The organism is Nonomuraea sp. NPDC049504, assembly GCF_040676845.1.
In the GTDB taxonomy this organism is placed as follows: Bacteria; Actinomycetota; Actinomycetes; order Streptosporangiales; family Streptosporangiaceae; genus Nonomuraea; species Nonomuraea salmonea.
The window spans coordinates 16,871-41,945 of record NZ_JBFAPT010000038.1; the positions used below are offsets into that span (position 1 = coordinate 16,871).

General features: G+C 68.0%; 19 protein-coding genes and 2 pseudogenes. 6 read left to right on the forward strand and 15 right to left on the reverse strand.

Features of this window, described 5'->3' with window-relative positions:
- Window positions 1–210: 210 nt before the first annotated feature.
- Complete coding sequence (locus AB0K28_RS45360) at window positions 211–702, reverse strand: winged helix-turn-helix domain-containing protein (protein WP_364383096.1); 492 nt, start codon at window positions 700–702, stop codon at window positions 211–213.
- Between the two features lie 40 nt (window positions 703–742).
- Window positions 743–1,231: a GntR family transcriptional regulator gene (locus tag AB0K28_RS45365; protein ID WP_364383099.1), complete on the reverse strand. Its 489-nt coding sequence runs from the start codon at window positions 1,229–1,231 to the stop codon at window positions 743–745.
- Between the two features lie 415 nt (window positions 1,232–1,646).
- Between AB0K28_RS45365 and AB0K28_RS45370 the strand changes: the two genes are divergently transcribed.
- Window positions 1,647–1,919: a hypothetical protein gene (locus AB0K28_RS45370; protein ID WP_364383102.1), complete on the forward strand. Its 273-nt coding sequence runs from the start codon at window positions 1,647–1,649 to the stop codon at window positions 1,917–1,919.
- A 551-nt stretch (window positions 1,920–2,470) separates the two neighbouring features.
- On the opposite strand, the gene radC is transcribed toward AB0K28_RS45370, so the two are convergent.
- From radC to AB0K28_RS45395, 5 genes and pseudogenes are all read right to left on the reverse strand, one after another.
- Window positions 2,471–3,127 (reverse strand): DNA repair protein RadC, encoded by a 657-nt coding sequence (radC, locus tag AB0K28_RS45375; RefSeq protein WP_345398716.1) that lies wholly within the window; start codon window positions 3,125–3,127, stop codon window positions 2,471–2,473.
- Window positions 3,128–4,612: 1,485 nt separating this feature from the next.
- Complete coding sequence (locus AB0K28_RS45380) at window positions 4,613–5,731, reverse strand: IS630 family transposase (protein WP_364383210.1); 1,119 nt, start codon at window positions 5,729–5,731, stop codon at window positions 4,613–4,615.
- Window positions 5,695–6,599 (reverse strand): IS5 family transposase gene (locus tag AB0K28_RS45385; protein WP_364383105.1). Its coding sequence is split into 2 segments (ribosomal slippage): window positions 5,695–6,224 and window positions 6,224–6,599, totalling 906 coding nucleotides; the frame shifts between segments, so codons are not numbered across the junction. The genes AB0K28_RS45380 and AB0K28_RS45385 overlap by 37 nt, the downstream gene beginning before the upstream one ends.
- Window positions 6,600–7,099: 500 nt before the next feature.
- Entirely contained in the window at window positions 7,100–7,513 is a 414-nt protein-coding gene (locus tag AB0K28_RS45390; protein ID WP_345398719.1) for a UTRA domain-containing protein, read from the reverse strand.
- Window positions 7,514–7,666: 153 nt separating this feature from the next.
- A pseudogene (locus tag AB0K28_RS45395) lies at window positions 7,667–7,855 on the reverse strand (GntR family transcriptional regulator); the annotation flags it as partial.
- Window positions 7,856–8,636: 781 nt separating this feature from the next.
- Here AB0K28_RS45395 and dapA point away from each other — a divergent pair.
- Window positions 8,637–9,554 (forward strand): 4-hydroxy-tetrahydrodipicolinate synthase, encoded by a 918-nt coding sequence (dapA, locus tag AB0K28_RS45400; RefSeq protein WP_364383108.1) that lies wholly within the window; start codon window positions 8,637–8,639, stop codon window positions 9,552–9,554.
- A gap of 54 nt (window positions 9,555–9,608) precedes the next feature.
- The gene (locus AB0K28_RS45405) at window positions 9,609–11,294 is read left to right on the forward strand and encodes a ribonuclease J (RefSeq protein WP_345398725.1); all 1,686 of its coding nucleotides are present in this window, start codon (window positions 9,609–9,611) and stop codon (window positions 11,292–11,294) included.
- An 86-nt stretch (window positions 11,295–11,380) separates the two neighbouring features.
- Here AB0K28_RS45405 and AB0K28_RS45410 read toward each other — a convergent pair whose 3' ends face one another.
- The 3 genes from AB0K28_RS45410 to AB0K28_RS45420 all read right to left on the reverse strand — a co-directional run bounded on the left by AB0K28_RS45410 (window position 11,381) and on the right by AB0K28_RS45420 (window position 13,998).
- On the reverse strand, window positions 11,381–12,157 hold the full coding sequence (locus AB0K28_RS45410; protein ID WP_364383111.1) for an ABC transporter permease subunit: 777 nt from the start codon (window positions 12,155–12,157) through the stop codon (window positions 11,381–11,383).
- Between the two features lie 360 nt (window positions 12,158–12,517).
- A complete protein-coding gene (locus AB0K28_RS45415; protein WP_364383114.1) occupies window positions 12,518–13,282 on the reverse strand; it encodes an ABC transporter permease in 765 nt (254 codons plus the stop codon).
- A complete protein-coding gene (locus tag AB0K28_RS45420) occupies window positions 13,279–13,998 on the reverse strand; it encodes an ATP-binding cassette domain-containing protein (protein ID WP_345398734.1) in 720 nt (239 codons plus the stop codon). The genes AB0K28_RS45415 and AB0K28_RS45420 overlap by 4 nt, the downstream gene beginning before the upstream one ends.
- Before the next feature lie 112 nt (window positions 13,999–14,110).
- Between AB0K28_RS45420 and AB0K28_RS45425 the strand changes: the two genes are divergently transcribed.
- Window positions 14,111–15,670 carry a histidine kinase gene (locus AB0K28_RS45425; protein WP_364383118.1) on the forward strand — a complete coding sequence of 520 codons (1,560 nt, stop codon included), beginning with the start codon at window positions 14,111–14,113 and terminating at the stop codon, window positions 15,668–15,670.
- Entirely contained in the window at window positions 15,667–16,308 is a 642-nt protein-coding gene (locus AB0K28_RS45430; protein ID WP_364383121.1) for a response regulator transcription factor, read from the forward strand. The genes AB0K28_RS45425 and AB0K28_RS45430 overlap by 4 nt, the downstream gene beginning before the upstream one ends.
- 62 nt (window positions 16,309–16,370) lie before the next feature.
- Here the strand turns inward: AB0K28_RS45430 and AB0K28_RS45435 are convergent, their stop codons facing one another.
- From AB0K28_RS45435 to AB0K28_RS45445, 3 genes and pseudogenes are all read right to left on the reverse strand, one after another.
- Window positions 16,371–16,868: a DUF402 domain-containing protein gene (locus AB0K28_RS45435; protein ID WP_364383124.1), complete on the reverse strand. Its 498-nt coding sequence runs from the start codon at window positions 16,866–16,868 to the stop codon at window positions 16,371–16,373.
- A gap of 759 nt (window positions 16,869–17,627) precedes the next feature.
- On the reverse strand, window positions 17,628–18,812 hold the full coding sequence (locus AB0K28_RS45440; RefSeq protein ID WP_364383127.1) for a hypothetical protein: 1,185 nt from the start codon (window positions 18,810–18,812) through the stop codon (window positions 17,628–17,630).
- A gap of 1,085 nt (window positions 18,813–19,897) precedes the next feature.
- Window positions 19,898–21,168 (reverse strand): annotated as a pseudogene (locus AB0K28_RS45445) (glucarate dehydratase family protein).
- A gap of 89 nt (window positions 21,169–21,257) precedes the next feature.
- Between AB0K28_RS45445 and AB0K28_RS45450 the strand changes: the two are divergent.
- Window positions 21,258–22,727: an aldehyde dehydrogenase (NADP(+)) gene (locus AB0K28_RS45450; RefSeq protein WP_364383130.1), complete on the forward strand. Its 1,470-nt coding sequence runs from the start codon at window positions 21,258–21,260 to the stop codon at window positions 22,725–22,727.
- A gap of 609 nt (window positions 22,728–23,336) precedes the next feature.
- Here the strand turns inward: AB0K28_RS45450 and AB0K28_RS45455 are convergent.
- Together AB0K28_RS45455 and AB0K28_RS45460 are read right to left on the reverse strand one after the other, a co-directional pair.
- Window positions 23,337–24,296, reverse strand: a complete 960-nt coding sequence (locus AB0K28_RS45455; RefSeq protein ID WP_364383214.1) for a 5-dehydro-4-deoxyglucarate dehydratase — start codon at window positions 24,294–24,296, stop codon at window positions 23,337–23,339.
- Window positions 24,265–25,035: an IclR family transcriptional regulator gene (locus AB0K28_RS45460; RefSeq protein ID WP_364383133.1), complete on the reverse strand. Its 771-nt coding sequence runs from the start codon at window positions 25,033–25,035 to the stop codon at window positions 24,265–24,267. Before AB0K28_RS45460 ends, AB0K28_RS45455 begins: the two co-directional genes overlap by 32 nt.
- Window positions 25,036–25,075 lie beyond the last annotated feature (40 nt).

Sequence of the window (25,075 nt, forward strand, 5' to 3'; positions counted from 1 at the left end):
AGGGCGTCTCCTCTCTCCACCTGCCCCGCACGATGCATGTTGCTGTGCTTTGTGCGGGCCCCATAGTGCGCCTGGCTCAGCCCCTAGGCTGCGTCAGCCCTGCTCAGGTGAGCCGTGCGAGCTTGGCGCCGCAACAGCCCGGCTCGCCGGCGGCATCACCAACCCTTGACGCGGTGCTCCGGTGGTCGCGTCCCTGACCGTCCCTGACCGTCAGTTGCCGGTCGTCGTCGACGGCCATTGCTCCTCCGGGGAGACGTAAGTCCCACGGTGCGGAACGCTGTACACCCACCCCTCGTCGCGCAGCAGCGCAATAGCCCGCCGCACGGTCTCACGAGCGGCCTCGTACGACCGCACCAACGTGACCTCGCTGGGAATCTGCTGCCTGGCGGCCAGATCACCGGCCTTGATCCGCTCCCGAATCTCCCCGGCTATATGCCGATAAAGCGGCTTATCCCGCCCCACAGGCTGAAGTTCACCCGGAACGCTGACAAACGTCCCCTGACCTTGCCGGGTATGGACCAGCCCTTGATTACGTAGCACGCGAATGGCCCTGCGTGCAGTCGTACGCGCGACGTTGAACTCCCGCTGGATCCCCGCCTCGCTGATAACCACATCTCCAGGCGACAGTTCGGCGATGATGCGCGACCTGATGACCTCGCTGATCTGGAGATAAAGATACCTGGCGCCCTCGCGATTCAGCACGGCCCAAGAATATCCAACGGCGAGGCAGCGGGAAGGCCAATCAAGAACCAGAACGTATGGGCCATTTCTCAGGGGTAGTCACGTAGCTGCCCCGATATGGCACAGTGACCACCCAGCCGTGTTCTCGAAGATACGCCACAGCCTGCCGTGCGGTGACCTTCGCCACCCCATATCGCCGCATCAATACCCGCTCCCCGGGAATAGCCCGGTTGGGCGCAATATCCCCGCGCTCGATACGCTCGACAATATCCGCAGCGATCCTACGGTAAATCGGCATATGTACGAACGCCCGAGGCGTACCAGGCCGCCCAACGAACGTCCCTTCCCCACTGACCGTGAACACCAGCCCCCGCGCCCGCAACTCCCGCGCCACCCGCCGAGCGGTGGTCTGGGCGATGAGGTAATCCTTCTGGAGTGCGGCCTCGCTGGGCACAGGCTCGCCGGCCTTGAGCTCGCCGCGCTCGATCCGATCGCGAAGCAGGTCAGCAACCTGCACGTAGAGGGGAACACGACCCCCGCGATCCAGCACGCCGGGGATTCTACAATCGTCCTCAACCGGAACTTCCGCCCACCAAGGACCGAACCGGACACCGCTCGTCGCTAAGACGACGCCCCCTGCCTCGGCCAGTGGTTCGGCTGCCCGCCCCTCTGCCTCAGTCGGCGGTTCGACTGCCTGCGCCTCTGCCTCGGCCGGCGGTTCAGGCCGCGTGAGCCCGCCTCGGTCAGCGGTTCGACTACCCGACACTCTTGCCCTAGTCCGCGATGAGTCTCCCCGCACCCCATGCAAGACGGGCGGTTGCGGCGCGCCTGGTTGACGCCCAACGGCGGCCGTCCAGATGCCGACGTCCGAGGGGGCAGATGCTGCCGAGGTAGCAATCGCACAGTAGCGCGGCCACCGCACAAACCCCTGCGTAAGCAACGATTCACGGTGAGGGAGAATGACGGTGGCCGCGATCACTAGTGTGACTGTTGGATCGCACCGGCGCAGGAAATCCGCGAACCTGAAAGAAAAACATCTGGCGAGCGCCGAACCGCGTGGCAGGTATCGGAAGAATACCGCCGACCGCGCCGATGGGGCATTCGCGGACATTGATATCTGGCAGTCGGTGGACGGAGCGGCACTTATATCCACCAGCCAGGCACATGCGTACATATCAGATTACGCACGGGCAGTGCAGAATGGCGGAAAAATGGTGACGGCCATCGCGATCCTCTGAAGACGCAGTTCGGAGGACATCGAGCGCGATGGCCGCGGACAACAGTCTGCCCTCTGAACGGCCTCCGGTGAAGAGCTTCCTGACCGGTGGCTCCGACTTTCTGTTGCGGACCTTGTGGAGAGGGCCGATGGACGCAGTGTCACCGGACGGGGTCGCCACCCGCCCGGTGACAAGGGTGCAGTGGGTGCCTGGTACGCGCCATGGCCCAGCACTGTGCACCGGAGACCGCTGACTATGACACGCCCACAGCAGCCGTCGCCCACGCACCCCGCGTGTCCGCGCATGATCCCGGGCAACGCGCCTGCCCAGACCTCACTTACGAGGATCGGGCTTCACCCGGGATCACACGCAGGACCATGGACATGGCCCCGTGCGACTTCAAGGGGGCATGGCGCCATGTCCACGGCGAGTATCGGCCGGCTGACGTCCATAACGGCCTACCCGCGCGATTAGATTCTCATGGTCATCCCTTGGAAAACTGCCGTTCGACGCTATACGCGGGATCATGCCGTTTGTGGAAACCTGCCTCCATCGTCCGATGGGAATTTGATTTATAGCGGAATGCGCCTCCAAGCCGCACCCGAGATGATCACGTGGTCGAGAAGCCGCAATCCGACCGTGTCCGCCGCCTCGAGCAGCCTGGCCGTGGCCTCCAGATCTTCCGGACTCGGATCGAGTGACCCGCCCGGATGGTTGTGAGCGAGCCCGAACACCGCGCCGCCCGCCGTCAGCACCTCCCTGATCACCTCGCGTATGGGCATGACCGTGTGATCGCTGCCGCCCTCGGTCAGCACCGCCCGCTTGAGCACCCGCCCACCGGTGTCGCACGCCACCATGACCAGCCGCTCCTGGGTGCGGTCGTGGAGCAGCGGCGCGCAGGCGTGGGCGAGGTCGGACGTGCTGGTGATGCGTTCGCGCTCGGGCCACGCCTCCGCTCGGCGTACGAGATGAAAGGCCGCCGTCACCCGCGCCGCCTTGGCCGGCCCGATCCCGGGCAACGTGATTAACCGGTGCGGATCCGAACGGCTGAGCCCATCGAGATCCCCACAGTGCTCGATCACCTGGCTGGCCAGGTCGAGCGCGCTGGCTCCCCGAAACCCGGAACCGAGCAGCACGGCCAGCAACTCACGATCGGCCAGCGCGGCGGCCCCACTGGCCATGAGCCGTTCGCGCGGCCGATCACCCTTGGACAGGTCTTTGACTCGCATCGACAACCTCCGCCCCCGTTCTATCAACACCCACCGACAATCCCTGACCTGCACAAACACCCCAATCCCGACCATCGGCAGCTTCCCACCCCACCCACCGAAACCCCGTCCTCCAGGCCGTCGTGGACACCCCTGCCTGCGGCGCATCCCACTGATCTGGCCCTCAGGGAACGCAAGATCGAAAGGACTCGGCGTCGCTTGAGAACGCGCAGCAAAGAGTCGTGGCTCGCATAGGCCGGGACGCGCCGAGGGCGCGCGGCCCAAGGGGCTTGGAGCCTGATGGCAGGGTGACCGGGCGCTGGCGTGCGAGGACCTCCGGGGTGCGAGGACTGCGGAGGGTGGGGGCGCGCGGACGTGAGGGGATGTGAGGGGACGCGGGGACCGAGCGCCTGCCGACGGCGGGCGCACACCGCGCGCCGCGCATCACGCGTCGCAGGTCGCACACCGCACACCGCACGTCGCAGGTGGCAGGTGGCAGGTGGCAGGTGGCAGGTGGCAGGTTGCACGTCGCACGTCGCACGTCGCACGTCGCACGTCGCACGTCGCACGTCGCACGTCGCACGTCGCACGTCGCACGGTGCGCGACGCACGTCGCAGTCGCGCGTCGTGCACCGAGCGCCTTCGCGTCGCTGCTGCAGTCGGCGCCGTACAGGTGGTCGGCCCCGGTCGACCTCAATGTCTCGGTCATGGTCTTCACCGTGGACCGCAACAAGTCGGGGTCCCCGGTCCCGATTTGCTGCGCCAGTCGGAGGTCAGGCGGCACACTGTTGTCGCGGCCATCACGTGGTTCCCTTCGATCTTTAATTGCGCCTTCGGAGGATCACGCGATGGCCGTCACCATTTCCCCGGCGCCGTGCCTGTGAGCAGGTCAAACTCCCGCGCTCCTCCGTGGGCGTAACCTTCTCGCGCTGCGCCGGCCCCCTTGCGCCGTACACCGTTGCGGCTGTGCATCCTCGCGTGCTTTCGGCGCTCTGCTCGCCCGCTTCCGTGTGCGGTGGTGCCCGTCCCGCGCCGTGCGTGTCTGGTCGTGCGGGGTTGTGTCCGCCCGCCCGCGCCGAGGTCCAGATGCCCATGCTGAACCACAGGTACTTCCTCGTTACAGGGTCAGCGGCAGGCCCCGCATCGGTCATCCCCGCGAGACTGCGCACCTCGCGTCGCGTAGCTCACGACTGCCTCCGCGGTCCATCTGTCCCGAGTCAGCCGCGACGCCGCTCGAAGTCAGACGTCCGCCAGGAGGGATGGGCCGCGCTTCGGTTCAGAGGGCAGCAGCGAAAGTGGCGTTGCCGGGGAGATAGGTGTCCCGGCTGAGGACACGTAACGAAGAGCTGGGCTCTGCATGAAGGAGCCCGGCTGGTCAGGGCGGCTCGGAGCAGGGACCGGCGTGGCCGCCAAGTTTCTTGAAAGTGCGGTCGGCGGCGGTGTCAACGACGGGCGGAGCATGGCTAGTGCTGTGACCGGAAACGATCACCGGGTTGGGTGAGGGTGTCAGGCCGCTTGGACCAGGGGTCGGCCGCCCCAGCGGATGCCTTTCTCGCTGCGGATGCGGGCGCGTTCTCGGCGTTGTGCGGCCAGCACGTCGGGGTGACGGGCGTGGGCGTTGCGCCAGCGCAGGTAGGCGTGCAGGGCCCGGGTCTGGACGGTGTGGTTGCGGTGGTGGGAGTTGGCCAGGGTGAACTGGCGCAACGGTCCGAAGTGCGCCTCGATCGGGTTGGCCCAGGAGGCGTAGGTCGGTGTGAACAGCAGCCTGACCTTGTGCTTGTTCGCCCAGCTGCGGATGCGCCAGTTCTTGTGCGCCGACAGGTTGTCCAGGATGACGTAGATCGGGGCTCCGTCAGGCCGGGCGGCGCGGATGGACTTCAGAGCGGCCCAGGTGTGGTTGATGCCCTTGCGCCGGTGGTTGACGCCCCAGAGCAGGTCATCGCCGACGGAGTAGCAGCCGTGGAAGTAGGTGACGCCCTGGGTGCGGCGGTAGGTGGCCGGCAGCCGGTCCGGCTCGCCCTGCGGTGCCCAGCCCGTCCCGGCGGTGGGGCGGATGCCGAGCGGCCCGAACTCGTCGAAGGCGAAGGTCCGCTCGGGCCGCTGGGTCAGGGCGTAGTCGATGTCGTCCAGCTTGGCGTCGAAATCCGGGTCGGGTGATTCCTTCCAGGTCTTGGTGCGCTGGAAGGTGATCCCGCGGCGGGCCAGCAGCGTGCGTAACGCCTCGCGGCCGATGGTGATGGTGCGGCCGGGCAGGCGGTGCAGGTAGTCGAGCAGTTTGCGGATGGACCAGCGGGTGAAGGGCTGGCCGAGCTTGTTCGGTCGGGTGGTGGCCGTCGCCGCGACGAAGTCTTCGTCGTCAGGACTCAGCAGGCGGGGACGGCCTCCCGCCCACTGAGGGTCCAGGCAGGCCAGCCCGATCTCATTGAAGCGGTGGATCACATCGCGCACGGTGTCCTCGTCCGCCTGAACCAACCGCGCAATGACCGGCACGGTGTTGCCGCCGGCCGAGGCCAGCAGGATCATCGCCCGCCGATAACGCACCGTACTCATCGTGCCGCGCCGCACAATCCGCTGCAGCTTCTGCCCTTCTAGGGAGTGTCTGACAATTCGGTGTTGCGGAGCCAGAGTATGAGTGAGGCGATCGTGATCCCCGCCAGGTAGCGGCTGGCCAGTTTGTCGAAGCGGGTGGCCACCGCGCGCCATTGCTTGAGCTTGCCGATGCAGCGTTCGACCAGGTTGCGCTGCTTGTAGGTGAGCGCGTCGAAGGCGTAGGGGCGGCCGCCGCGGCTGCCTCTACGTTTGCGGTTGGCGAGCTGATCGCGCCGTTCAGGGATGACCGCCGTGATGCCGCGCCGCCGCAGATCCAGACGGATCTTGCGGGTGGAATACCCCTTGTCACCGATCAGGACGTCCGGGCGGGTGCGCGGCCGGCCGCCGGCAGGGCGAGGCAGCCGGAACTTGGCCAGTACAGCGTCGAACGCGGTGCAGTCGACGATGTTGCCGCCGGTCAGGTGCAGGACCAGCGGCAGCCCGCGGGCTTCGACGAGCAGATGCAGTTTGGTGGTCAGTCCGCCGCGGGATCGTCCGAGCGCCTGCCGGTTTTGCGATTGCTTCGTATCGATCGTCCCGCCGTCGTCCCCCTTTTACGAGCTCCGGCCGCGTGCTGGTGAGCGCGGGCGATGGTGGAGTCGATGCTGACGGTGAACTCGACCTGCCCGATCGCGTCGTCCCTGACCTGCATCTCCTCCAGAAGCCGAGCCCAGGTGCCGTCCTCCTCCCAGCGCTTGAACCGCTCGTAGCAGGTCTGCCAGGGTCCGTACCGCTCGGGAATGTCTCGCCACGGCGCGCCGGTCCGCAGCCGCCACAAGATCCCGTCCACCACCTGCCGATGATTCCGCCAGGGACGTCCCCGGCCATCCACCGCTGGCAGCAACGGCTCGATGCGTGCCCACGCCTTGTCGGTCAGCTCACCACGTCGCACCATGACCGACATTCAACCCTGCACGTAGATCATTTGTCAGACACTCCCTAGGTCCGTGAGCCTGCGAACCTTGACCGGTTGCGTCACCTGGCCTCCTGCCGTTGATCGACGGTGATCGGCACCATCCAACCGGCAGGAGCGTCTCAGGCGCCAACCCGGTGATCGTTTCCGGTCACAGCACTAGCGAGGCGCACGCTCGAGAAAAGGTCCGCAAGGGCCTATGCGTGCGCGTGGAGGTCGTGGCCATGCGAGGTCATTGCCCGGCCAGGGGCCGGTGCGGCGGGGTATTCGGCCCGACCGGAGACGAAGAGTCTCTCGGTGTCGCCTGAGGCAGGACCTTGGAGCCGCTGCGCGCAGTGCGTCCCGGTCTGTTCCCGAAGAGGGTACGGAGGGTTGCGCGGCAGGGTGTTCCAGAAGCCGCTTGGGTGGCGGCATGGGGAGTATCGCGTGGATGAGTACCGAGGTGGGGAGCTCCGGGCGAGAGAGAAGGTGCTCGCCCGGAGCTCACCGTTCTAGACGGGCATGCTGTACATGACCCGGAATCGGTCGCCCGGGATGACGATGTCGCTCGTCTCCACCGGCCGGTCGCCCGCCCAATGCGTACGCTCCACGTGCAGCACGTGCACGCCGGCCGCCAGGTCGAGAACGTCGCTCTCCACCGGCCGCGGGATGCGGGTGTGCACGCTTTCGACGATCTCCGTGATCTTTATGCCGTGCGCGTACATCCGCGTGACGAATCCCCGCCGGTCCTCGTCGCTGTGGGAGGCGAACTCCCGCATCTCGTACGACGTGGCGAGCTGGAGCGGCCGGCCGTCGCCGCGGAAGACATAGCGGGTCCTGCTCAGCGTCGCCGTCTCGGGCAACCGGAGCCGCCGGGCGATGTCGGGGCCGGCTTCGGTGAGCTCGCTGTGCCAGTCCCACGTCACGCGTCTGCCCTGCGATTGCAGGTCGGCCGCGAAGGGGGCCGGATGATCGAGGAAACGCCATCGATGCAGCGCGGTCAGGTCGGGACGTTCTCGGACGTAATGTCCCGAGCCAACGCGGCCGATGATGAGGCCCTCGCCCGCGAGGACGCGCAACGCATGACGGGCGGCGGTCTCGCCGACCTGATATTTGCGGGTCAGCTGCGCCCGCGAAGGAATGGGCGCGCCGGGGGGAAGGGTGCCGTCGGTGATCTGTCGCCGAATGTCTTCGACGACACGCAGGTAGACCGGATCTGAGGTGGCCACTAGTCCATCCCTGGGGGTTCGTGTGAGGCGTTGCCCCATGTTGCCGTATTCGGCAGGTAACCGACCGTCATCGAAGGACGCTGGAGCCCCAACTTTGCGATGGCGGAAAATTATCGGAGAAACCCTGTAACGCCGGTGTAAGGCCGGCCGATTCTCCGATAGAGGTCGTCGATGTGTGTACCCCCGAGCACATATCGGCGACCTCTTCCATGTCGGCCTTGCCTGACCGCCGCCTACCTTAGTGACGTACGGCCAGGTGAGACCACCTTTTCTTGGTTCGAAGCCAAGGTCTTCTTGACCCTCGGCTCAGCCCCGCCGCATCGGCCGTCCGCCATGTCGAGGCCTGTCCCAGTACGTCCGCGCCTCCTTGTCCCCTTCCGTACGCGAGGGGATGCGTATGCCTAAGTGATCACTCCCTTGAGCGGTCATGCCCAAGAGGATTGCTTCGCGTGGTGCTGCACCGGCTCGGGATGCGGGGTCCCGAGTAGCGAGGCACACGCCGGTTTCAGCTGGAGCGCACCCATAAGGGGCTGGCTTCATGTCGATGCGGGCTGGTTCGACCGTTTCGCAAGGGCGGAGCGCACAAGCGATCGGGATCGTGGGTGAGTGCCACGGTGGCGTAGGTGGTCTGGGTGCCAGGTAACCTGCGTTGAGGGAGTGCGGTCGGCCACGGCGATGCGTCGCAACGGTCGGCTGAGTTGTCCGGTGTCGTGCGCTGAGGCGTACAGATGCTGGCGAAAGGGGGCAAAACACGGCTCTGGGCAGGCGAAGCGGGGTGGCGACGTCCAATGGATTTCTGAATCCGGGTAGCGTTCGCACTATGGCATCGCCAACTGGAACCACCGACGCGCCCTTCGGCCGTATGCTGACTGCGATGGTCACGCCGTTCACCCCCGACGGTGAGGTCGATTACGCGGCTGTGCGACGTCTTGCCACCTATCTGGTGGACGAGCAGCGAAACGACGGTTTGATCGTCAACGGGACGACCGGTGAGTCGCCCACCACCTCCGACGAGGAGAAGCAACGCATCGTCAGCGCTGTGCTGGACGCGGTCGGCGACCGCGCGACCGTGGTCGCGGGGGCGGGGACCAACGACACTCGTCACAGCGTCGAGCTCGCCAAGCAGGCGGCCCGCGCCGGCGCCCACGGCCTGCTCGTGGTGACGCCGTATTACAACAAGCCGCCGCAAGAGGGGCTGTACCAGCACTTCACCGCCGTCGCCGACGCGACCGACCTGCCGGTGATGCTGTACGACATTCCGGGACGCAGTGGCGTACCGATCAAACTTGAGACTTTGCTGCGCCTGGCGCAGCACCCGCGCATCGTGGCTGTGAAGGACGCCAAGGGCGACCTGTTCGCCGCCAGCCAGGTGATGATCTCGACCGACCTGAAGTTCTACTCCGGCGACGACCTGCTCAACCTGGCCTGGCTCTCCCTGGGGGCGGCCGGCTTCGTGAGTGTCGTCGGTCATGTGGTCGGGGCCGAGCTGGCCCGCATGATCGAGCTGCACAAGAGCGGCGACGTCGCGCAGGCCCTGGCCCTGCACAACCAGGTGACTCCCGTCGTGGACGGGATCATGCTGCGTGCGGGCGGCGCGATCATGGCAAAGGCGGCACTGAGCTTGGTGGGGATGCCGGCCGGTCCGGTACGGCTGCCGCTCGTGGACGCCACGGAGAAGCAAATCGCCGAGCTGCGTGCTTGCCTGGTGGCCGGCGGGGTGAAGTTGACAGATACCTAGGAACGGGGAGGAACCGGGAGTTTTGAGAACAAGATCTGACCATGGGGGCCGGGCATGAGCCATCCGCATCCTGAGCTTGGCCCCCCGCCGGCGCTGCCTGAGGGCGGCCTGCGCATCGTCGCGCTCGGCGGGTTGGGGGAGATCGGCAGGAACATGGCCGTCTTCGAGTATGAGGGCCGCCTGCTGATCGTCGACTGCGGGGTGTTGTTCCCCGAGCCCGACCAGCCGGGTGTCGACCTCATCCTGCCCGACTTCGAATACATCAGGGACCGGCTCGACGACGTCGAAGCCGTGGTGCTGACGCACGCCCACGAGGACCACATCGGGGCGGTGCCGTACCTGCTGCGCGAGCGGCGCGACATTCCGCTCATCGGGTCCAAGCTCACCCTCGCGCTGATCGAGGCCAAGCTGACGGAGCATCGCATCCAGCCCGTCAAACGCGAGGTCGTCGAAGGTGAGCGGCACGTGTTCGGGCCCTTCGACTGCGAGTTCCTCGCGGTCAACCACTCCATCCCCGACGCTCTGGCCGTCGCCATCAGGACTCCCGCCGGCATCGTCCTGCACACCGGCGACTTCCGCATGGACCAGTTGCCGAGCGACGGTCGCCTCACCGACCTCGGCGGCTTCGCCAGACTCGGCTCCGAGGGCGTCGACCTGCTGATGTCGGACTCCACCAACGCCGAGGTGCCGGGGTTCGTCACCAGCGAACGGGAGATCGCGCCCGTCATCGACGAGGTGATCCGCACCTCCGAGCAGCGCGTCATCGTCGCCAGCTTCGCCTCGCACGTGCACCGCATCCAGCAGGTCATGGACGCCGCCGCCAAGCACGGCCGCAAGGTGGCGCTGGTTGGACGGTCGATGGTGCGCAACATGGGCGTGGCCCGCGACCTCGGCTATCTCAAGGTGCCGCCGGAGCTGATCGTCGACTCCCGCGACATCGAGGAATGGCCGCCCCAGGACGTGGTGCTGATCTGCACCGGCTCCCAGGGCGAGCCGATGGCGGCACTGTCGCGGATGGCCAACCGCGATCACCCCATCCGCATCGCCGCGGGTGACACCGTGCTGCTGGCCTCGTCGCTGGTGCCCGGCAACGAGACCGCGGTCAACAAGGTCATCAACGGCCTGACCAGGTGGGGCGCCCGCGTCGTGCACAAGGGCAACGCCAAGGTACACGTCTCCGGTCACGCGGCCGCGGGCGAGTTGCTGTACGTGCTCAACCTGACGCGTCCCTCCAACTTCATGCCCGTGCACGGCGAGTGGCGTCACCTGCGGGCGCACGCCAAGCTGGCCGAGCTCACCGGCGTGCCCGAGGACCACATCGTGATCGCCGAGGACGGCGTCGTGGTGGACCTGGTCGACGGGCGGGCGCGGATCGCGGGCGCCGTTCACGCCGGATACGTCTACGTCGACGGCTCGTCCGTGGGTGAGATCACCGACACGTCCCTGAAGGATCGCAGGATCCTCGGCGACGAGGGGTTCATCTCCGTGGTCGTCGTGGTCGACTCCAACACCGGCAAGCTCACCGCGGGGCCGGAGATCCACGCGCGTGGGTCGGGCATCGACCCGGTGCAGTTCGACGGGTTCATCCCGCAGATCCAGCGGGCCCTGGAGGAGAAGGCCGCGGACGGCGTGATCGACACGCAGGAGATCCGCCGGGTCGTGCGGCGTACGGTGGGTCGCTGGGTGAGCGACACCTACCGCCGTCGGCCGATGATCATCCCGGTGGTGCTCGAGGTGTGAGCCTCCGGACGGTACGGCAGGTGTCTTCGCCTGCCGTACCCGCCCGGGGGCCGGGCGGCTTGCGCGCCGCCTGGTGGTTGCGCATGTCAGACGTCCCTTCGGCGTACCAGTACGGTGGCGGCGAGAAGCGGGACGGCCGCGTAGCCGATCATGACGGCGGCTGCTCCCAGCGGGGACAGCAATGAGCCGTAGACCGAGGAGGCGTTGCTGTCGCCGATGAGCTGGCGGGGCAACGCGCCGATCATCAGTGACCCGAGGGTCTCGCTCCAGGGCTCGGGGAGGTTGCCGATGATGATCGGCAACACGTAGACGAGACCTGCGACGACGGCGATCGCGGCCGCCGGTGAGCGCAGGAGCGCCCCCAATCCGAGGCCGAGCAGCGCGAACACGGGCACCGTCAAGGTGAGCGCGATCAGGAGCGGTAGCCGGTCGCCGAAGGCGGAGGCGTAAGCGCCGGCGAATCGGTCGCCGATCGCACTCCTGACCGCCGCGTACGTGCCGAAGACCGCCACTGCTCCGATGACCAGGGACAGGACCGTGACGGTCGCCGCCTTGGCTGCCAGCAGGGGCCAGCGGCGGGGCACGATCGCGAAACTCGTTCTGATCAGGCCCGTCGTGTACTCGGACGTCATGGCCAGCACGCCGAGGACGCCCATCGCCAGCTGAGGGACGATCACAAACACCTCTTCCAGGTACGCGATCCTGGCGATGGCCTGCCGCCCGGGTGAGGCGGCGTCGTACGTGCCCGCGACCGTGACGGCGAGCGCGAGGCCCAGGAGGATGGTGCTGAGGGCCAGTCCGACGGTCAGATAGGTCGAGCGGACCGACCGCATTTTCAGGTATTCAGAGGTCAGAACGCTCATTTCGCATCCACTCCGTCGTCAGGGTGAGCAGGGTCTGCTGAGTTATCAGGGAACAGGGAGCGCGTCGGTCGTAAGCGGGGCAGGGCGTCTGCGGGTTCTTACGCACAGGTATGCGCGGGGCGGACATGCGCGGGCGTATGTCGGGTCGTCGCGTGCGGGCGTGCGTTGGGTGATCACGTGCGGGCGTGTGTCGAACGTCACGTGCGGGTGCGCGTCGAGTTGTCGTATGTGGGTGTGCGTTGGGCCGCATGGTCACAGGGCCGGGTATACGCCGGGCATCACAGGGTTAGGCGAGGGCGGGTTGTCAGGGCCGAGGCGAGGACTGGTGGTGACACGAGCGGTCGTTCGGTGGGCCACCGGTCATGCGTCTCTCCATTTGAGAGCGGAGTAGCCGACGGCGAGGGCGATGGTCGGGTATGCGACGAGTAAGGCCAGCGCGGCCCAGGGTGGCAGGAAGCCGTCTCCTAACTGCGAGGACACACGCTGACCGCCGATCTGGGGCGCGAGGTTCGGCAGGAGGACCGAGGCCATGCGGGCGTTCCACGGAGACGGCAGGTAGGTGACCACCCCCGGCACGATGAACAGCAGCGCGACCAGCGACGCGATGGCGCCCGCCGTGGAGCGGATGGCGGCGCCGAGGCCGAGCCCCACCAGTGCCAGGGCGGTCACCGACAGGCCAGAGGCGAGCACAGTGGTCCAGCTCTCGGCGAACGAAACCTCGTTGAATCCGAGATGGCGGCCGTTCGCGATCAGTCGGCTCATGGCGAAGGTGACCAGGAGTACGGCGTTGGCCGTCACCAAGGTCGCCAGCCCCACCACCGCGGCCTTGGCCAGGAGTAAGGCACCGCGCTTGGGGGCCGTGACGAGACTGGTGCGGATCAGGCCGGTGGCGTACTCGGAAGTGATCGCCAGCACGCCCAGCACGGCCAGGCTGATCTGCAGGAGCGGCAGGATGCCCTGCTCTGGAGCGGCGGCGCTCAGCGTGCCGCGGACGCCGGCCAGGTCGCGCACGTAGAGCGTCCAGCCGATGCCCAGGACCACCATGAGGGCTGCCGCGCCAAGCGCGTAGTAGGTCGAGCGAACCGAGCGGAGCTTCAGCCACTCCGAAGCGAGGACCGACTTCATCGGGTAGCTCCGTATTGCACGCTGCCGGCCGTCAGGGCGAGGTAGGCGTCTTCGAGCGAGGGGTGGCGGGCCGTCAGCTCGGCGACCGTGGCCTGGGCGATGAGCCTGCCCCGGCCCACGATGACGATGCGCTCGGCGGTGAGGGCCATCTCGCTCATGAGGTGGCTGGAGAGCAGGATCGTGCGGCCTTCGGCGGCCAGCGCGCGCATGAGGTCGCGGATCCAGCGCACGCCGTCGGGGTCGAGACCGTTGACCGGCTCGTCGAACATCAGCACCCCGGGGTCGCCGAGCAGCGCGGCGGCGATGCCGAGGCGCTGTTTCATGCCCAGAGAGAAACCGCCCACGCGTTTGCGAGCCACGCCCGCGAGGCCGACCTGCTCGAGCACCTCGGAGACGCGCGCGGAGCCGATGTCGTTGGTGAGGGCGAGGCTGAGCAGGTGGTTGTAGGCGCTGCGGCCGCCGTGGACCGCTCCCGCGTCGAGGAGCGCGCCGACCTCGTGCATCGGTCTGCGCAGCGACGTATATCGGCGGCCGTTGACCAGGGCCTGGCCGGAGGTCGGCGCGTCGAGCCCGAGGATCAGGCGCATCGTGGTCGACTTGCCCGCGCCGTTGGGGCCGAGGAAGCCGGTGACGTGACCGGGCTCGACCGTGAAGGACAGGTCGTCGACGGCGAGGATGGAGCCGTAGCGCTTCGTCAGGTGCTGAAGTTCGATCACGGCGTAAAGAATGCTGGGCGGCGGCGGGCCGGCGCGTCGGACCACGGTTCGAACTTCAAGGTCAGACCCTGGGTTGACGTGCCACGCCGCCGCAGCGGCTACGGTTCAACGCGTGAACGACACGCATCCCTTCTTCGCCAGGCGCCTCAGCCGGCGCCAGCTGGTCGTGCTCGACTTGGTCGCGGGGCTGTGCCTGGCGTTCCTGCTCTTCACGGTCATGGTCAACGCCGTCACGATGCCGCCATGGATGCGGCTGGCCCTTCCGCTCGGGCTGGGGCTGCCGCTCGCCGTGCGCAGGGTGTGGCCCATGCCCGTCTTCTGCCTCACGCTGGTGCTCGCCCTCTATGCCGCGCTGGTCGGCGCCGTGGGACTTGCCTATCTGGCGCCCGCGTACGCGCTGTACATCGTCGCCCTGTCTGACCGGCTCGGCGCGGTGGTGCCGACGTCGGCCATCGCGGCGGTGAGCCTGGTCACCGTCCTGGGGCTGACGGTGGCCGGCACGTCGCGAGTCGGGGCGCCCGACTGGGTGGTCCATCTCGACCAGCCGCTGCTGGGCATCGGGGCGCTGGGCGGGGCATGGACGATCGGCAGGGCGGTGCAGGAGCGCAGGTCGTACGCGGCGCGTGAGGCCGAGCGGCTGGCGGCGCAGGCCGTCACGGAGGAGCGGTTAAGGCTCGCTCGTGAGCTGCATGACGTGGTCACGCACAGCGTGGGACTGATCGCCATCAAGGCGGGGGTCGCCAATCACGTTCTGGCGTCCAGACCGCAGGAGGCGCACGATGCCTTGCGGGTGATCGAGACGGCCAGCCGGAGCGCGCTCGTGGAGATGCGTCACCTGCTGGGCGTGCTGAGATCGTCGGACGCTCCCGACCGCGCGCCCGCGCCCGGACCGGCCGGCATAGAGCGGCTGGTGGAGCAGGCACGGCTGGCGGGGGTGGACGTGGACCTCGACCTCCACTTCGCATCGGATGCTGCTGCCGGTGGTTCGGCGGCCAGCGGCTCGGCGACCGCCGACGCCGGGGCCAGCGGTTCTGGGGGCGGCGGATCTGCGGTCCGTGGTTCTGCGGTCGGTGGCCCGGTAGCTGGTGGTTTGTCGACTTCGTCGGGTGCTGGCTCCTCAGCCGGTGGTTCGCCGGGGGGCAACTCGGTGGTCGACGGTCATGTGGCCGGCGGTCGTGTGCTCGGAGGTCGTGCGGTCGGGGGCTTTGCAGTTCGTGGTTCTACTGACGGTGGGTCGTGGGCCGGTGGTGCGGCGGCGGGCAGTTCGATGGTTGATGGTCATGTGGCCGGAGGTCGTGCGGTTGGCGGTTCTGCAGCTGGTGGTTCTGCGGACGGTGGGTCGTCGGCTGGTCGTGTGGGGGATTGGGCGCGGCTGCCTGAGGGCGTGGGGCTGTCGGTCTACCGCATCGTGCAGGAGGCGCTCACGAACGTGGTCAAGCACGCCGCACCTGCTCGGTGCCGGGTGTCCGTGGTGGCGGATGAGAAGGAGGTGCGGATCGAGGTGCTTGATGACGGCCCGAGGAGACGCACCTCGCCGTCCGATGGCTCGGGGCATGGCCTGATCGGCATGCGAGAGCGGGTCAGTATGTACGGCGGTACGTTCGAGGCGGGGAGCCGTCGTGGGCGGGGGTTCCGGGTTTTCGCGACATTGCCTTATGGGGAGGTTTTGTGATTCGCGTGGTCGTCGCCGATGATCAGGCGCTTATTCGGGGGAGCTTTACCGTACTGGTCGATTCTGAGCCTGATCTTACGGTGGTGGGTGAGGCGGCGACTGGAGCGGAAGCCGTTGCCGTCACGCTGGAGCAACGGCCTGATGTGGTGTTGATGGATGTACGGATGCCGGAAATGGACGGTATCGAAGCCACGCGTCGCATCAAAGACGTTTCCCGAGTGCTCGTCGTGACCATGTTCGACCTTGACGCTTATGTGTATGACGCGCTCCGAGCGGGGGCCAGCGGATTCCTCCTGAAGGACACGCCGCCTGCGGATCTGCTCGCCGCCGTCCGCGTGGTCGCCCAGGGAGAAGCGCTGCTGGCGCCTGCGGTGACGAGACGGTTGATCGAGGAGTTCACGCGGGCTCCCGTTCTGCCGAGGGTGAAAGGACTGAACGGCGTAACCGAGCGGGAAAAGGAAGTGTTAATGTTGATCGCGAGGGGCTTGTCGAATAACGAGATAGCTGCCCATCTGCAAGTGAGTCTGGCGACAGTGAAGACGCACATCACCCGGTTGCTGGCCAAGTTGGAGGCCCGGGATCGGGCGCAGCTCGTTATCGCGGCATATGAAAGTGGGCTGGTTGCGGCCGCCGGGTGATGTGTGAGCAGGGTGTTGATGATGATAGCCTTGGTTTTCGATCAGGTCTCAGTTTGATGCATTCATGATGCTTTTGCTTGCCAGGCCAAGTGCGCTCCGCCGAACGGGCCCTGCCTTTTCGCGACTGCGTCGAGAAGCCAGCGTGCTGATTCTTCCGCTTGTTTGATCAACTCGGTGGGATAGTTCAAGAGAAGCTGATGCTCGGCGAATTCGTCTTCGTCGTCGAGAATGAGACGTCCGTTCCTCAGCCTGATGACGTCCAGGTCGAGGTCGAGCATGGTGACCTCGTCGTCTCTCCACTCCGGGACCGTGGTGACGTCGATGTAGAGGTCGCTCTTGTGGGGCGGGATGTGAAATGAGGCAGTCCACCAGGCGTTTCGGGGGAACAGCATGGTGACCGGGGTCTTCCAGGTGACGGGCGGGGCATCGCCTTTACGGGCTAACGTCCCGCCGGGCACGTCCACCCAGACGCCGTGCTCGTCCTCACCGAGCACGCGGCCGGGATGGTTCCAGTGCAGTGCGCCCCCGTACTTTCTGAAGACGATTAGCACATCGTTCATGCGGTCATACGTATCCGGAGCCAGTGCGGCTCACACGGAATCTCAGGTGTTGGGGCCGTAGCAAGCACGACGGGGGTTCCAAGGAACGCGACGGTGTCAGAGGTGGGCCAATCCTTCGGACCGGCGGCGCTGTACCGACCCCAAACGGTGTGCGAGGAGGTGGGCGGGGATGACGGACCTTTGCTCGGCAGAAGCTGTGGGATGCAGGAAAGTACGCGAGGAGGCGTGGCTGCTCCTCGCCGAGGCCGTGCGCTGGCGGAAGGTTGCACAGTCCGAATCGTGGCTCGAGGGTGACGCCGGGGACAGTGCGGCGGTACGGGATCGGCCCGGGTGTGAGAACGCGGTGGTGAGGGTGGGCCGGTTGACGGTGAGGGTGGGGTTTGCATCTCGCGGGACCGGCATCCCGCAGGGGCTGCATTCCGCGTAAGGCCGCATCGGGGGGTTGGCGTTCGTGTGAGGTTGCGTCGCGGGGACCGGTATTCGCGTGGGGTTGCATCTCGCGTGGGGCTGCATTCCGCATGGGGGTCCCCTCGTGGGGCGGAGTTCAAGGTGCGGCGGTGAGAGGGCGAGAGGCAGCGGTGAGGGTGGCGTTCGGGGCGGCGAGTGCTGTGCGTGGGGCGGTGCTTAGGTCGGGGTGGTGAGGGCGTGAGGGTGCGAGCCGGGGCGTGGAGGTGTGGGGTCGTGGAGTGGGCTGGGAGGCCGGAGCGGTTCGGGAACGTGCGGCCGGCCTCCCTTCCCACCCGGCACAGACCTCGTGGATTAGGACAGGAGGGTGAGGGCCTGCGCTAGGGCTGACAGACGCTGGGGGGAGGCTAGGCCGGCGTGGTACAGGTGGTATTCCGTGGCTCCTGCCTTGCTGTACGTCCTCAGCTGGTCGGCCAATACCTCTGGGTCGGCGGGGCGTGGGGGGAGGGCCAATACGTAGGCGCCTACTCGTTGGGGGTCGTTCGTCAGAGTCTTGAGGTGAGTCAGGCGGGTGGCGTCCGTGGATGGGTCGCCCCAGCAGTTGGCTACCAGGACGTCGGCGTTCGGTTCGCCTGCGGGGAGAGGGGCGAAGGCGCCTGTCGACCAGGGGTCGGGGTTGGCATGGAGGGTGATGGGGACGTGGGGGGCGGTTTCCTTCGCCACTGTGATCAGGCGTTGGCGGAGGGTGGTGGTCAGGGTGGTGCGGGCTTGGCGTACCTCGTCTGCCAGGTCGCCTAGGGCTTGTTCGGCTGAGAGGGGAGGGGTGGTGGTGCGAGCTGTGCTTGGTGTTGTCTGCGTGGCGGTGGCTTCGGAGTGGTGGCTGGGTGCTGTGGTCCGGTCTATTGCGGAGCGGACCACTGACCTTGTCTGGTCGGGGTATCGGGTGGCGCAGTTCTTGCAGAAGCACAGGGAGAGGAGGTCGATGTCCGCCGGGGTCCAGTCGGCGCCGGAGGTCTTTTCGTGGACGGTTTGGTGGCCGAAGCCCATGGGGCCGCAGGCCTCCAGGATCAGGCCGTCCGGTTCTCCCAGCTTCAGGGTTTCTCTGACCAGGCTCTCGCAGTATTCGATGACGTCCTCGTGCGATGGGCACAGGGCGTACGGGTACGCGTCGCCGAAGGCGTTGCGGACGACCAGGTCGGGGTTGGCGGCGCCGAGGTGGGAGTTATGGGTGAGGACCGTCCAGGCGTGCACCTGGAGGCCGACTGCCTTGAGGGCGTCCCTGGCCTGGAGGTAGGCGTCGGCCGGGGTCCAGGTGGGGGCGGCGGGTACCAGGCGGGACCAGGAGGCGGGGCGGATCGGGAGGTAGAAGGCCGGGTACGGCACGTCCAGCACGCGGTGGGCCGGATGGTACGGCGTGGCCGCTCGTGTCGAGTGGTAGCTGGCGGCCAGTGCGACCGCCTCGACGCCCAGGTCGGCCAGACGGCTGGGGGCCGACGGGTCACCGACCACGTCCCAGGGGTACAGGTAGGCGACGTTCACCACAGGGTCTCCTTGCTGGAAGTGTCTTCGTTACGGATGGGGGATAGGTCGATGGATTTGTCGATGGCAGCCATAGGAAAGGGGTTAGGGGTGTTCCTTGCCAAGCGGAACGGAGGAACGGTGGGGTTCAGTCCGGTCCTTGCCGGTAGCGGTCTGTGGGTGACGGTCCTCGCAGATAAAGGTCGGTGGGGTCCGTTCGCGCGCATTTGAGTCGGTGGTTCGTTCCGCGCGAATGGGAGTCGGTCCGAGCCGTCCCTCGGCATTGGAGTCCGTAGGTGAGGAACCGTAGGTGCCGGTCCGTGGGCCACGGTTCGTAGGGCACGGTCCGTGGGGGCACGGTTCGTGGGGGCACGGTCCATGGGGGACGGTTCGTGGATGGGGGTGCTTCCCAATCTGATCGCAGGCCAGCCAGGCGCGCTTTCCCCCTGTGGGGCAAGGGTGGAGAGCGCTTCGGCCTCGGTCTGAGGTGGGAGAGGGAGCTTTCGGCCGGGGACCGAAGGTGGTGAGGGGTTTCGCTCTCAGGTTGAGGGCAGGACAGAAGGCTTCTGCCCTCAACCTGAGGGGTTTCTGCCCCCCGCCTGGGGTGGGCGAGAGGACCTCTGCCCGCAGCCTGAGGCTGGGGGTGAGGGAGAAGGCTTCCGTCCCGAGCCTCAGGGTGGGTGTAGGGGCTTGCGGCTTCAACCTGAGGTGGGTGGAAGGGTCTTCTGGCCTGGCGTGGGGTAGATGAGGGAGCTTGCCCTGTCCGACCAGAGGTGGGCGGAGAAATTTTGCGGCTCTGGCGGGAGGCAGGTGGGGCAGCTTGTTGTGCCTGACCGGCTGGGGGCGCAGGAGGCTTCCGCCGCTGACTGGGGGTGGGCACTGAAGACTTCCGTCTCCGGTCAGAGGTGGGCACTGAAGACTTCCCGTCTCTGGTCAGAGGTGGGTGCGGAGGGTTCCCGTCTCCGGTCAGAGGTGGGCGCGGGAGGCTTCCGTCCCTGGCCAGAGGTGGGTGCGGAGGGTTTCCGTCTTTGGCCGGAGGTGGGGGGAGCGGGGTTCTGTCTTTGAGCAGAAGCGGGGTGAAGAGGGGCGTGTTGGCCAAGGGCGGGTTACCAGCGGGGGCGGGTGGCGGTGAAGGACGGGGTGAAGCGTTGCATGTACGACGTGTCGTCCCGTGCCGTGATTCCGCACTTCTTGTACTGCTCGTTCATCGTCGACAGCGCGTCGCGGTCGAGTTCTACGCCGAGGCCCGGAGCGGTGGGGACGGGGACGGCGCCGTTCTCGAAGCGGAGGGCGCCGGGCTTGACCACGTCCTGGCCGTCCTGCCAAGGCGTGTGCGTGTCGCAGGCGAACGTCAGGTTCGGGGTGGCGGCGGCCAGGTGGGTCATGGCGGCCAGGCTGATCCCGAGGTGGGAGTTGGAGTGCATCGACATCGACAGGCCGAAGGCGTCGCACATCGCGGCCACCTGCGACGAGCGTACGAGGCCGCCCCAATAGTGGTGATCGAGGAGGAGTACGCCGATCGAGCGGGCGGCCATGGCGGGCGGGAAGTGTTCGGGGGTGACCACGCACATGTTGGTGGCGAGGGGCATGGGGACGGCGGCGGCGACCTCGCCCATGCCGTCGATGCCCGGCGTCGGGTCCTCCAGGTACTGGAGCGTGCCCTCGAGTTCGCGCCCACGCGGATCGAGGTCGCCACCGACCAGGCGGCGTTCGGGTCGAGGCGGAGGGGCACGCCGGGGAACGCGTCGTGCAGGGCACGGATCGCGGAGATCTCCTGGTCGGGCGGATAGACGCCGCCCTTGAGCTTGATGGACGCGAAGCCGTACTCGTCGATGAGCAGTTTCGCCTGCTGCACGATGCCCGCTTCGTCCAGGGCGGCGCCGAAGCGGTCCGGCTCCTCGCCGGGGTGGCCGGCCCACTTGTAGAAGAGGTACGCGCTGTACGGGACGGCGTCCCTGACCTTGCCGCCCAGCAGGTCGCTCACCGGCACGCCGGCCGCCTTGCCGCGGATGTCGAGGCAGGCCACCTCGAAGGGGGAGAAGACGCGGTCGATGCTCTTCTCCTTGGTGGCGGCACCGGTCAGGCCATGGAGGTCGGTCACCGTGCCGCCGACGGTCGCGGCGATCCTCGCGTACATCTCGTTGAGCGCGTGGACGTCGAGGCCGACCAAAGCATTGGCGCAGTCGCGTACCTTGGCGAGATGGTGCAGGTCACCGTAGGTCTCGCCCAGCCCGCTCAGACCTTCGTCGGTGACGACCTCGACAATGGTACGCAGGGCCCACGGCTCGTGGACTCCGGCGGCGTTGAGAAGAGGCGGATCCCTGAAGGCGACGGGAGTTACGTGGACCTGCCTGATGATCATGCGCTCGCCGTTCATGTATGTGAACAATGGCCAGATTTGTGGACAAGTTGCCGCAACTGTAAGAATCAGGTGGAAGAAGTGTCAAGCATCCGAAGGGCCTTTCGATGATCTACGGACACGACCCCAGGACCGGCGCAACCGTGGGCGCCGCCCTGCCCGAGACCGACAGCGCCGGTGTCGACAGGATCGTTTCCGCGGCGGCCGCTGCCGGGGCGGCGTGGCGGGCGACGCCGGCGGCCGAGCGGGCCGTCGCGCTGGAAGCCGTCGCCGACGCGCTCTCCGCCCACGTGGACGAGCTGTGGCAGCTCGCCGACCAGGAGACCGCGCTCGGTGAGGGACGCCTGCGCGGCGAGGTCGCGCGTGCCGCGGGGCAGTTCAGGCTGTTCGCCGAGGTCATCAGGGACGGCGGCTACCTTGAGGCGATCATCGACCACGCTGACGCCTCGCTGACGCCGCCCAGGCCCGACGTACGCCGGATGAAGCACGCGCTGCCGGGTGTGGTGGCGGTGTTCGCGGCCAGCAACTTCCCGTTCGCGTTCTCGGTGGCCGGTGGCGACACCGCCTCGGCGCTGGCGGCCGGGTGCCCCGTGGTCGTCAAGGCGCATCCCGGGCACCCCAACACGTCCGAGCGGGTCGCCAAGATCATCAGCGAGGCGCTGCCGAACCCCGACCTGCTCGGCCTGGTCCAGGGCATGCAGGCCGGTGCCGACCTTGTCCAGCACCCCGCGGTCGTCGCGGCCGGGTTCACCGGGTCGGTGGCCGGCGGCAAGGCCATTCAGAAGCTGATCGACGAGCGGGAGACGCCCATCCCGTTCTACGGCGAGCTCGGCAGCGTCAACCCCGTGGTCGTGCTGCCGTCGGCGCCGGTCAAGGAGGTGGCGGCGGGGTTCGCCGCGTCGCTGACGCTCGGGGTCGGGCAGTTCTGCACCAACCCCGGCCTGCTGTTCGTGCCCGAGGATGACGAGCTGCGCAAGGCGATCGTGGAGGCCGTCGAGGGTACGGCAGGCGGTCCCATGCTGGCCGAGCGCATCCGTGACGGTTACCTCGGCGGCGTCGAGCGGCTGGGTGAGCTGCAGCTGCTGGCCGAGGGCAAGCCGGGCGAGGGCAGCTGGGCGGTCACGCCGAAGGCGTTCACCGCCGACCTCGACACGTTCGCGGCCAAGCTGCCGGAGATCGGGGAGGAGTGCTTCGGGCCCGCCGCCATCGTGGTCACCTACCGCGACGTCGCCGACCTGCGGCCGGTGCTCGAGCGGCTCGAAGGGTCGCTGACCGCCAGCGTGCACGGGGTGGCGCCGGAGGAGGCGTCCGAGGTCGTCGAGGTGCTGGGCAGGAAGGCCGGGCGGCTCATCTGGAACGGGTGGCCGACCGGGGTCGCGGTGTGCTGGGCCATGCACCACGGCGGGCCTTGGCCGTCCGCCACCACGACCTCCACGTCGGTCGGGGCCACCGCGATCGAGCGGTGGGTGGCGCCGACGGCGTACCAGGACTGGCCGGAGGCGCTGCTGCCTGAGGAGCTCAAGGACGCGAACCCGCTGTCCATCCCGCGCCGGGTGGACGGCCGCCTCCAGGTGTGAGCCTTCGGACGAGGTGAGCCGGCAGGAGGGCTCGCCGAACCGGGCGATGGGGTGATTCCCCACCTCGCCCGGTCCGGCGGGCCCTTCGTCGTTCCGGCCTCGTTGGGCTGGTGGCCGCACACGGAGGATGAAGGGCCCGGACGAAGGGATGAAGGGCCCCGGACGCGGGGGATGGATGAAGGGCCCGGATGTGAGGGGGAGGAAGCCCGCGTGCGCGACCGGCCGAGGGGCGGCAGGGAGGCGCGCCGCGGAGAGAGCCGCGGAGAGATATGAGCGCCCCGGTGAGCTATCGGGTGTCGGGGGGCCATGGGGAGGGGGGCCATGGGGAGGGGCGGCATGGGGAGAGGCGGCATGGGGAGAGGCGGCGCAATCGGGGGTATGTGCGCGGGGTGCTCGTGGGCGCAAAGGGGAGCGGCCTGAGTGGGTGGTTGGGCGTGAGGAAGAGGACGCTCCAGCGCGCTCGGGCGGTGATCGGGCGCGACCGGGCGCGGCCGGGCCCGATCGGCGCGTCCGAGCGCGGCTGAGCGGCTGAGCGGCTGAGCGTCCGAACGTCCGAGCGTCCGAGCGGCTGAGCGTCCGAGCGGCCGAGTGGCCGAGGGCGGGGACGGGTTAGGGGCCGGTCAGGGAAAGGCCCGTATTGAGGATCTCCTCGAGTTTTTCCAGGTGCTCTCGGTCGGGGTCCACCAAGGGGGCTCGGACGCCGCCCACCTCCAGCCCCCGCATCCGTACGCCCGCCTTGACCAGAGAGACGGCGTAGCCGGGGGCGAGGTCCCTGAGCTGGACGAGGGGGAGGTAGAAGTCGGTCAGCAGGCGTTGGACCAGGACCTCGTCGCCGCCGTTGACGGCCTTGTGGAAGGCGAGGGCGATCTCGGGGGCGAAGGCGAAGACGGCGCTGGAGTACAGGGTGACGCCGAGGCCGCGGTAGGCGGGCACGGTCAGTTCGGCGGTGGGGAGGCCGTTGAAGAAGGTGAAGGGCTCCGAGGTGGCCTGGCGGACGGTCAGGATGATGCGTTGCAGCAGGTCGAAGTCGCCTAGGCCGTCCTTGAAGCCGATCACCTGGGGCACGTCGGCGGCGAGCGTGGCGACGGCGGACGGGGTGAAGCGGGCGGTGCCGCGCTGGTAGACGATGACGGGCAGGTCGGTGACGGAGGCGACGTCGCGGACGTACCGGATGAGGCCGGAGGTGGGGCCGGTGACCAGGTAGGGCGGCATGAGCAGCAGGCCGTCGGCGCCCTGGGAGGCGGCGGCCCGGGCGAGCGCGCGGGCGGTGGGGAGCGGGCCGCCGGCTCCGGCGAAGACGGGGACGCGGCCGGCGGTGGCGGTGACGGCGGTGGAGACGACCCGGGTGTATTCGGCGGGGTCGAGGGCGTTGAACTCGCCGGTGCCGCACGCGGCGAACACTCCTCCGGCTCCGGCGGCGACCCCGGCGGCGACGTGGCGGGCGAGGACGGGTTCGGCCAGGCCGCCGTCCTGGCCGAAGGGGGTCACGGGGAAGAAGAGAACGCCGTCTAACCGCATCAACGGTCCTTCCTGGGGACTAGCGGATGCCCTCCCTGCGCAGGGTGGCAGCCAGCTTGCGGGTGTGTTTGATGATTGATTCGGTGATGCGCTCGACCTCGGCGGGCGGCAGCCCGGCGGGCATCGAGCAGCTGATCGCGTCGGTGGCCGGGATGCGGTAGTCGACCGCGACGGCCACGCAGGCCACGCCGGGTGTGCCCTGCTCGCGTTCGTAGGACCAGCCGCGGGTGCGGACCTGGTCGAGTTCGCCGGTGAGTTTGGTCAGGTCGGTGATGGTGTGCTCGGTGAGCGCGACGAGCGGGGCCGGGAGCAGGGCGACCACCTCGTCGTCGGTGAGCTGGGCGAGCAGCACCTGGCCGAGCGCGGTGACGTGGGCGGGCAGCCGCCGCCCGACGCGGGGGATGACGTGGTCGGCCTCGCGGGACTCGCGGGTGGCGAGGTAGAGGACGTGGGCGCCGTCGCGCCGGGCGAAGTGTACGGTCTGCCCGATCTCGTCACGCAGGTCCTCCAGGCAGTCCTGGGCGAACGGCAGCGCCGGGTCCTTGTCGAGGTAGGCCGTGCCGGTCAGCAGCGCGTGGGGGCCGATCCCGAAGGCGGACCTGGCCGAGTCGGTCTCGACCCAGTTGAGCTCGACGAGCGTGCGCATGAGCGCGTGCAGGCTGCTGCGCGGGAACCCGGTGCGCTGCTGCAGCTCGGAGAGCGTGAGGTGGTCGTGCGACTCGGCGAGCGTCTCCAGGATGCGTACGGTCCGCTCCGCGGACTTGACCAGCGGGGGCTGCTCCATGCTCATCCCATCTCGTATCCTTCGGCGGCTTCGGACATCCAGGATA

What these genes read in the sequence shown, in the direction of transcription:
- radC (WP_345398716.1), bottom strand. Translation starts at nt 3,127, where the DNA reads ATGCGAGTCAAAGACCTGTCCAAGGGTGATCGGCCGCGCGAACGGCTC.
- dapA (WP_364383108.1), top strand. Translation starts at nt 8,637, where the DNA reads ATGGCATCGCCAACTGGAACCACCGACGCGCCCTTCGGCCGTATGCTG.
- AB0K28_RS45405 (WP_345398725.1), top strand. Translation starts at nt 9,609, where the DNA reads ATGAGCCATCCGCATCCTGAGCTTGGCCCCCCGCCGGCGCTGCCTGAG.
- AB0K28_RS45410 (WP_364383111.1), bottom strand. Translation starts at nt 12,157, where the DNA reads ATGAGCGTTCTGACCTCTGAATACCTGAAAATGCGGTCGGTCCGCTCG.
- AB0K28_RS45415 (WP_364383114.1), bottom strand. Translation starts at nt 13,282, where the DNA reads ATGAAGTCGGTCCTCGCTTCGGAGTGGCTGAAGCTCCGCTCGGTTCGC.
- AB0K28_RS45435 (WP_364383124.1), bottom strand. Translation starts at nt 16,868, where the DNA reads ATGAACGATGTGCTAATCGTCTTCAGAAAGTACGGGGGCGCACTGCAC.
- AB0K28_RS45450 (WP_364383130.1), top strand. Translation starts at nt 21,258, where the DNA reads ATGATCTACGGACACGACCCCAGGACCGGCGCAACCGTGGGCGCCGCC.
- AB0K28_RS45460 (WP_364383133.1), bottom strand. Translation starts at nt 25,035, where the DNA reads ATGAGCATGGAGCAGCCCCCGCTGGTCAAGTCCGCGGAGCGGACCGTA.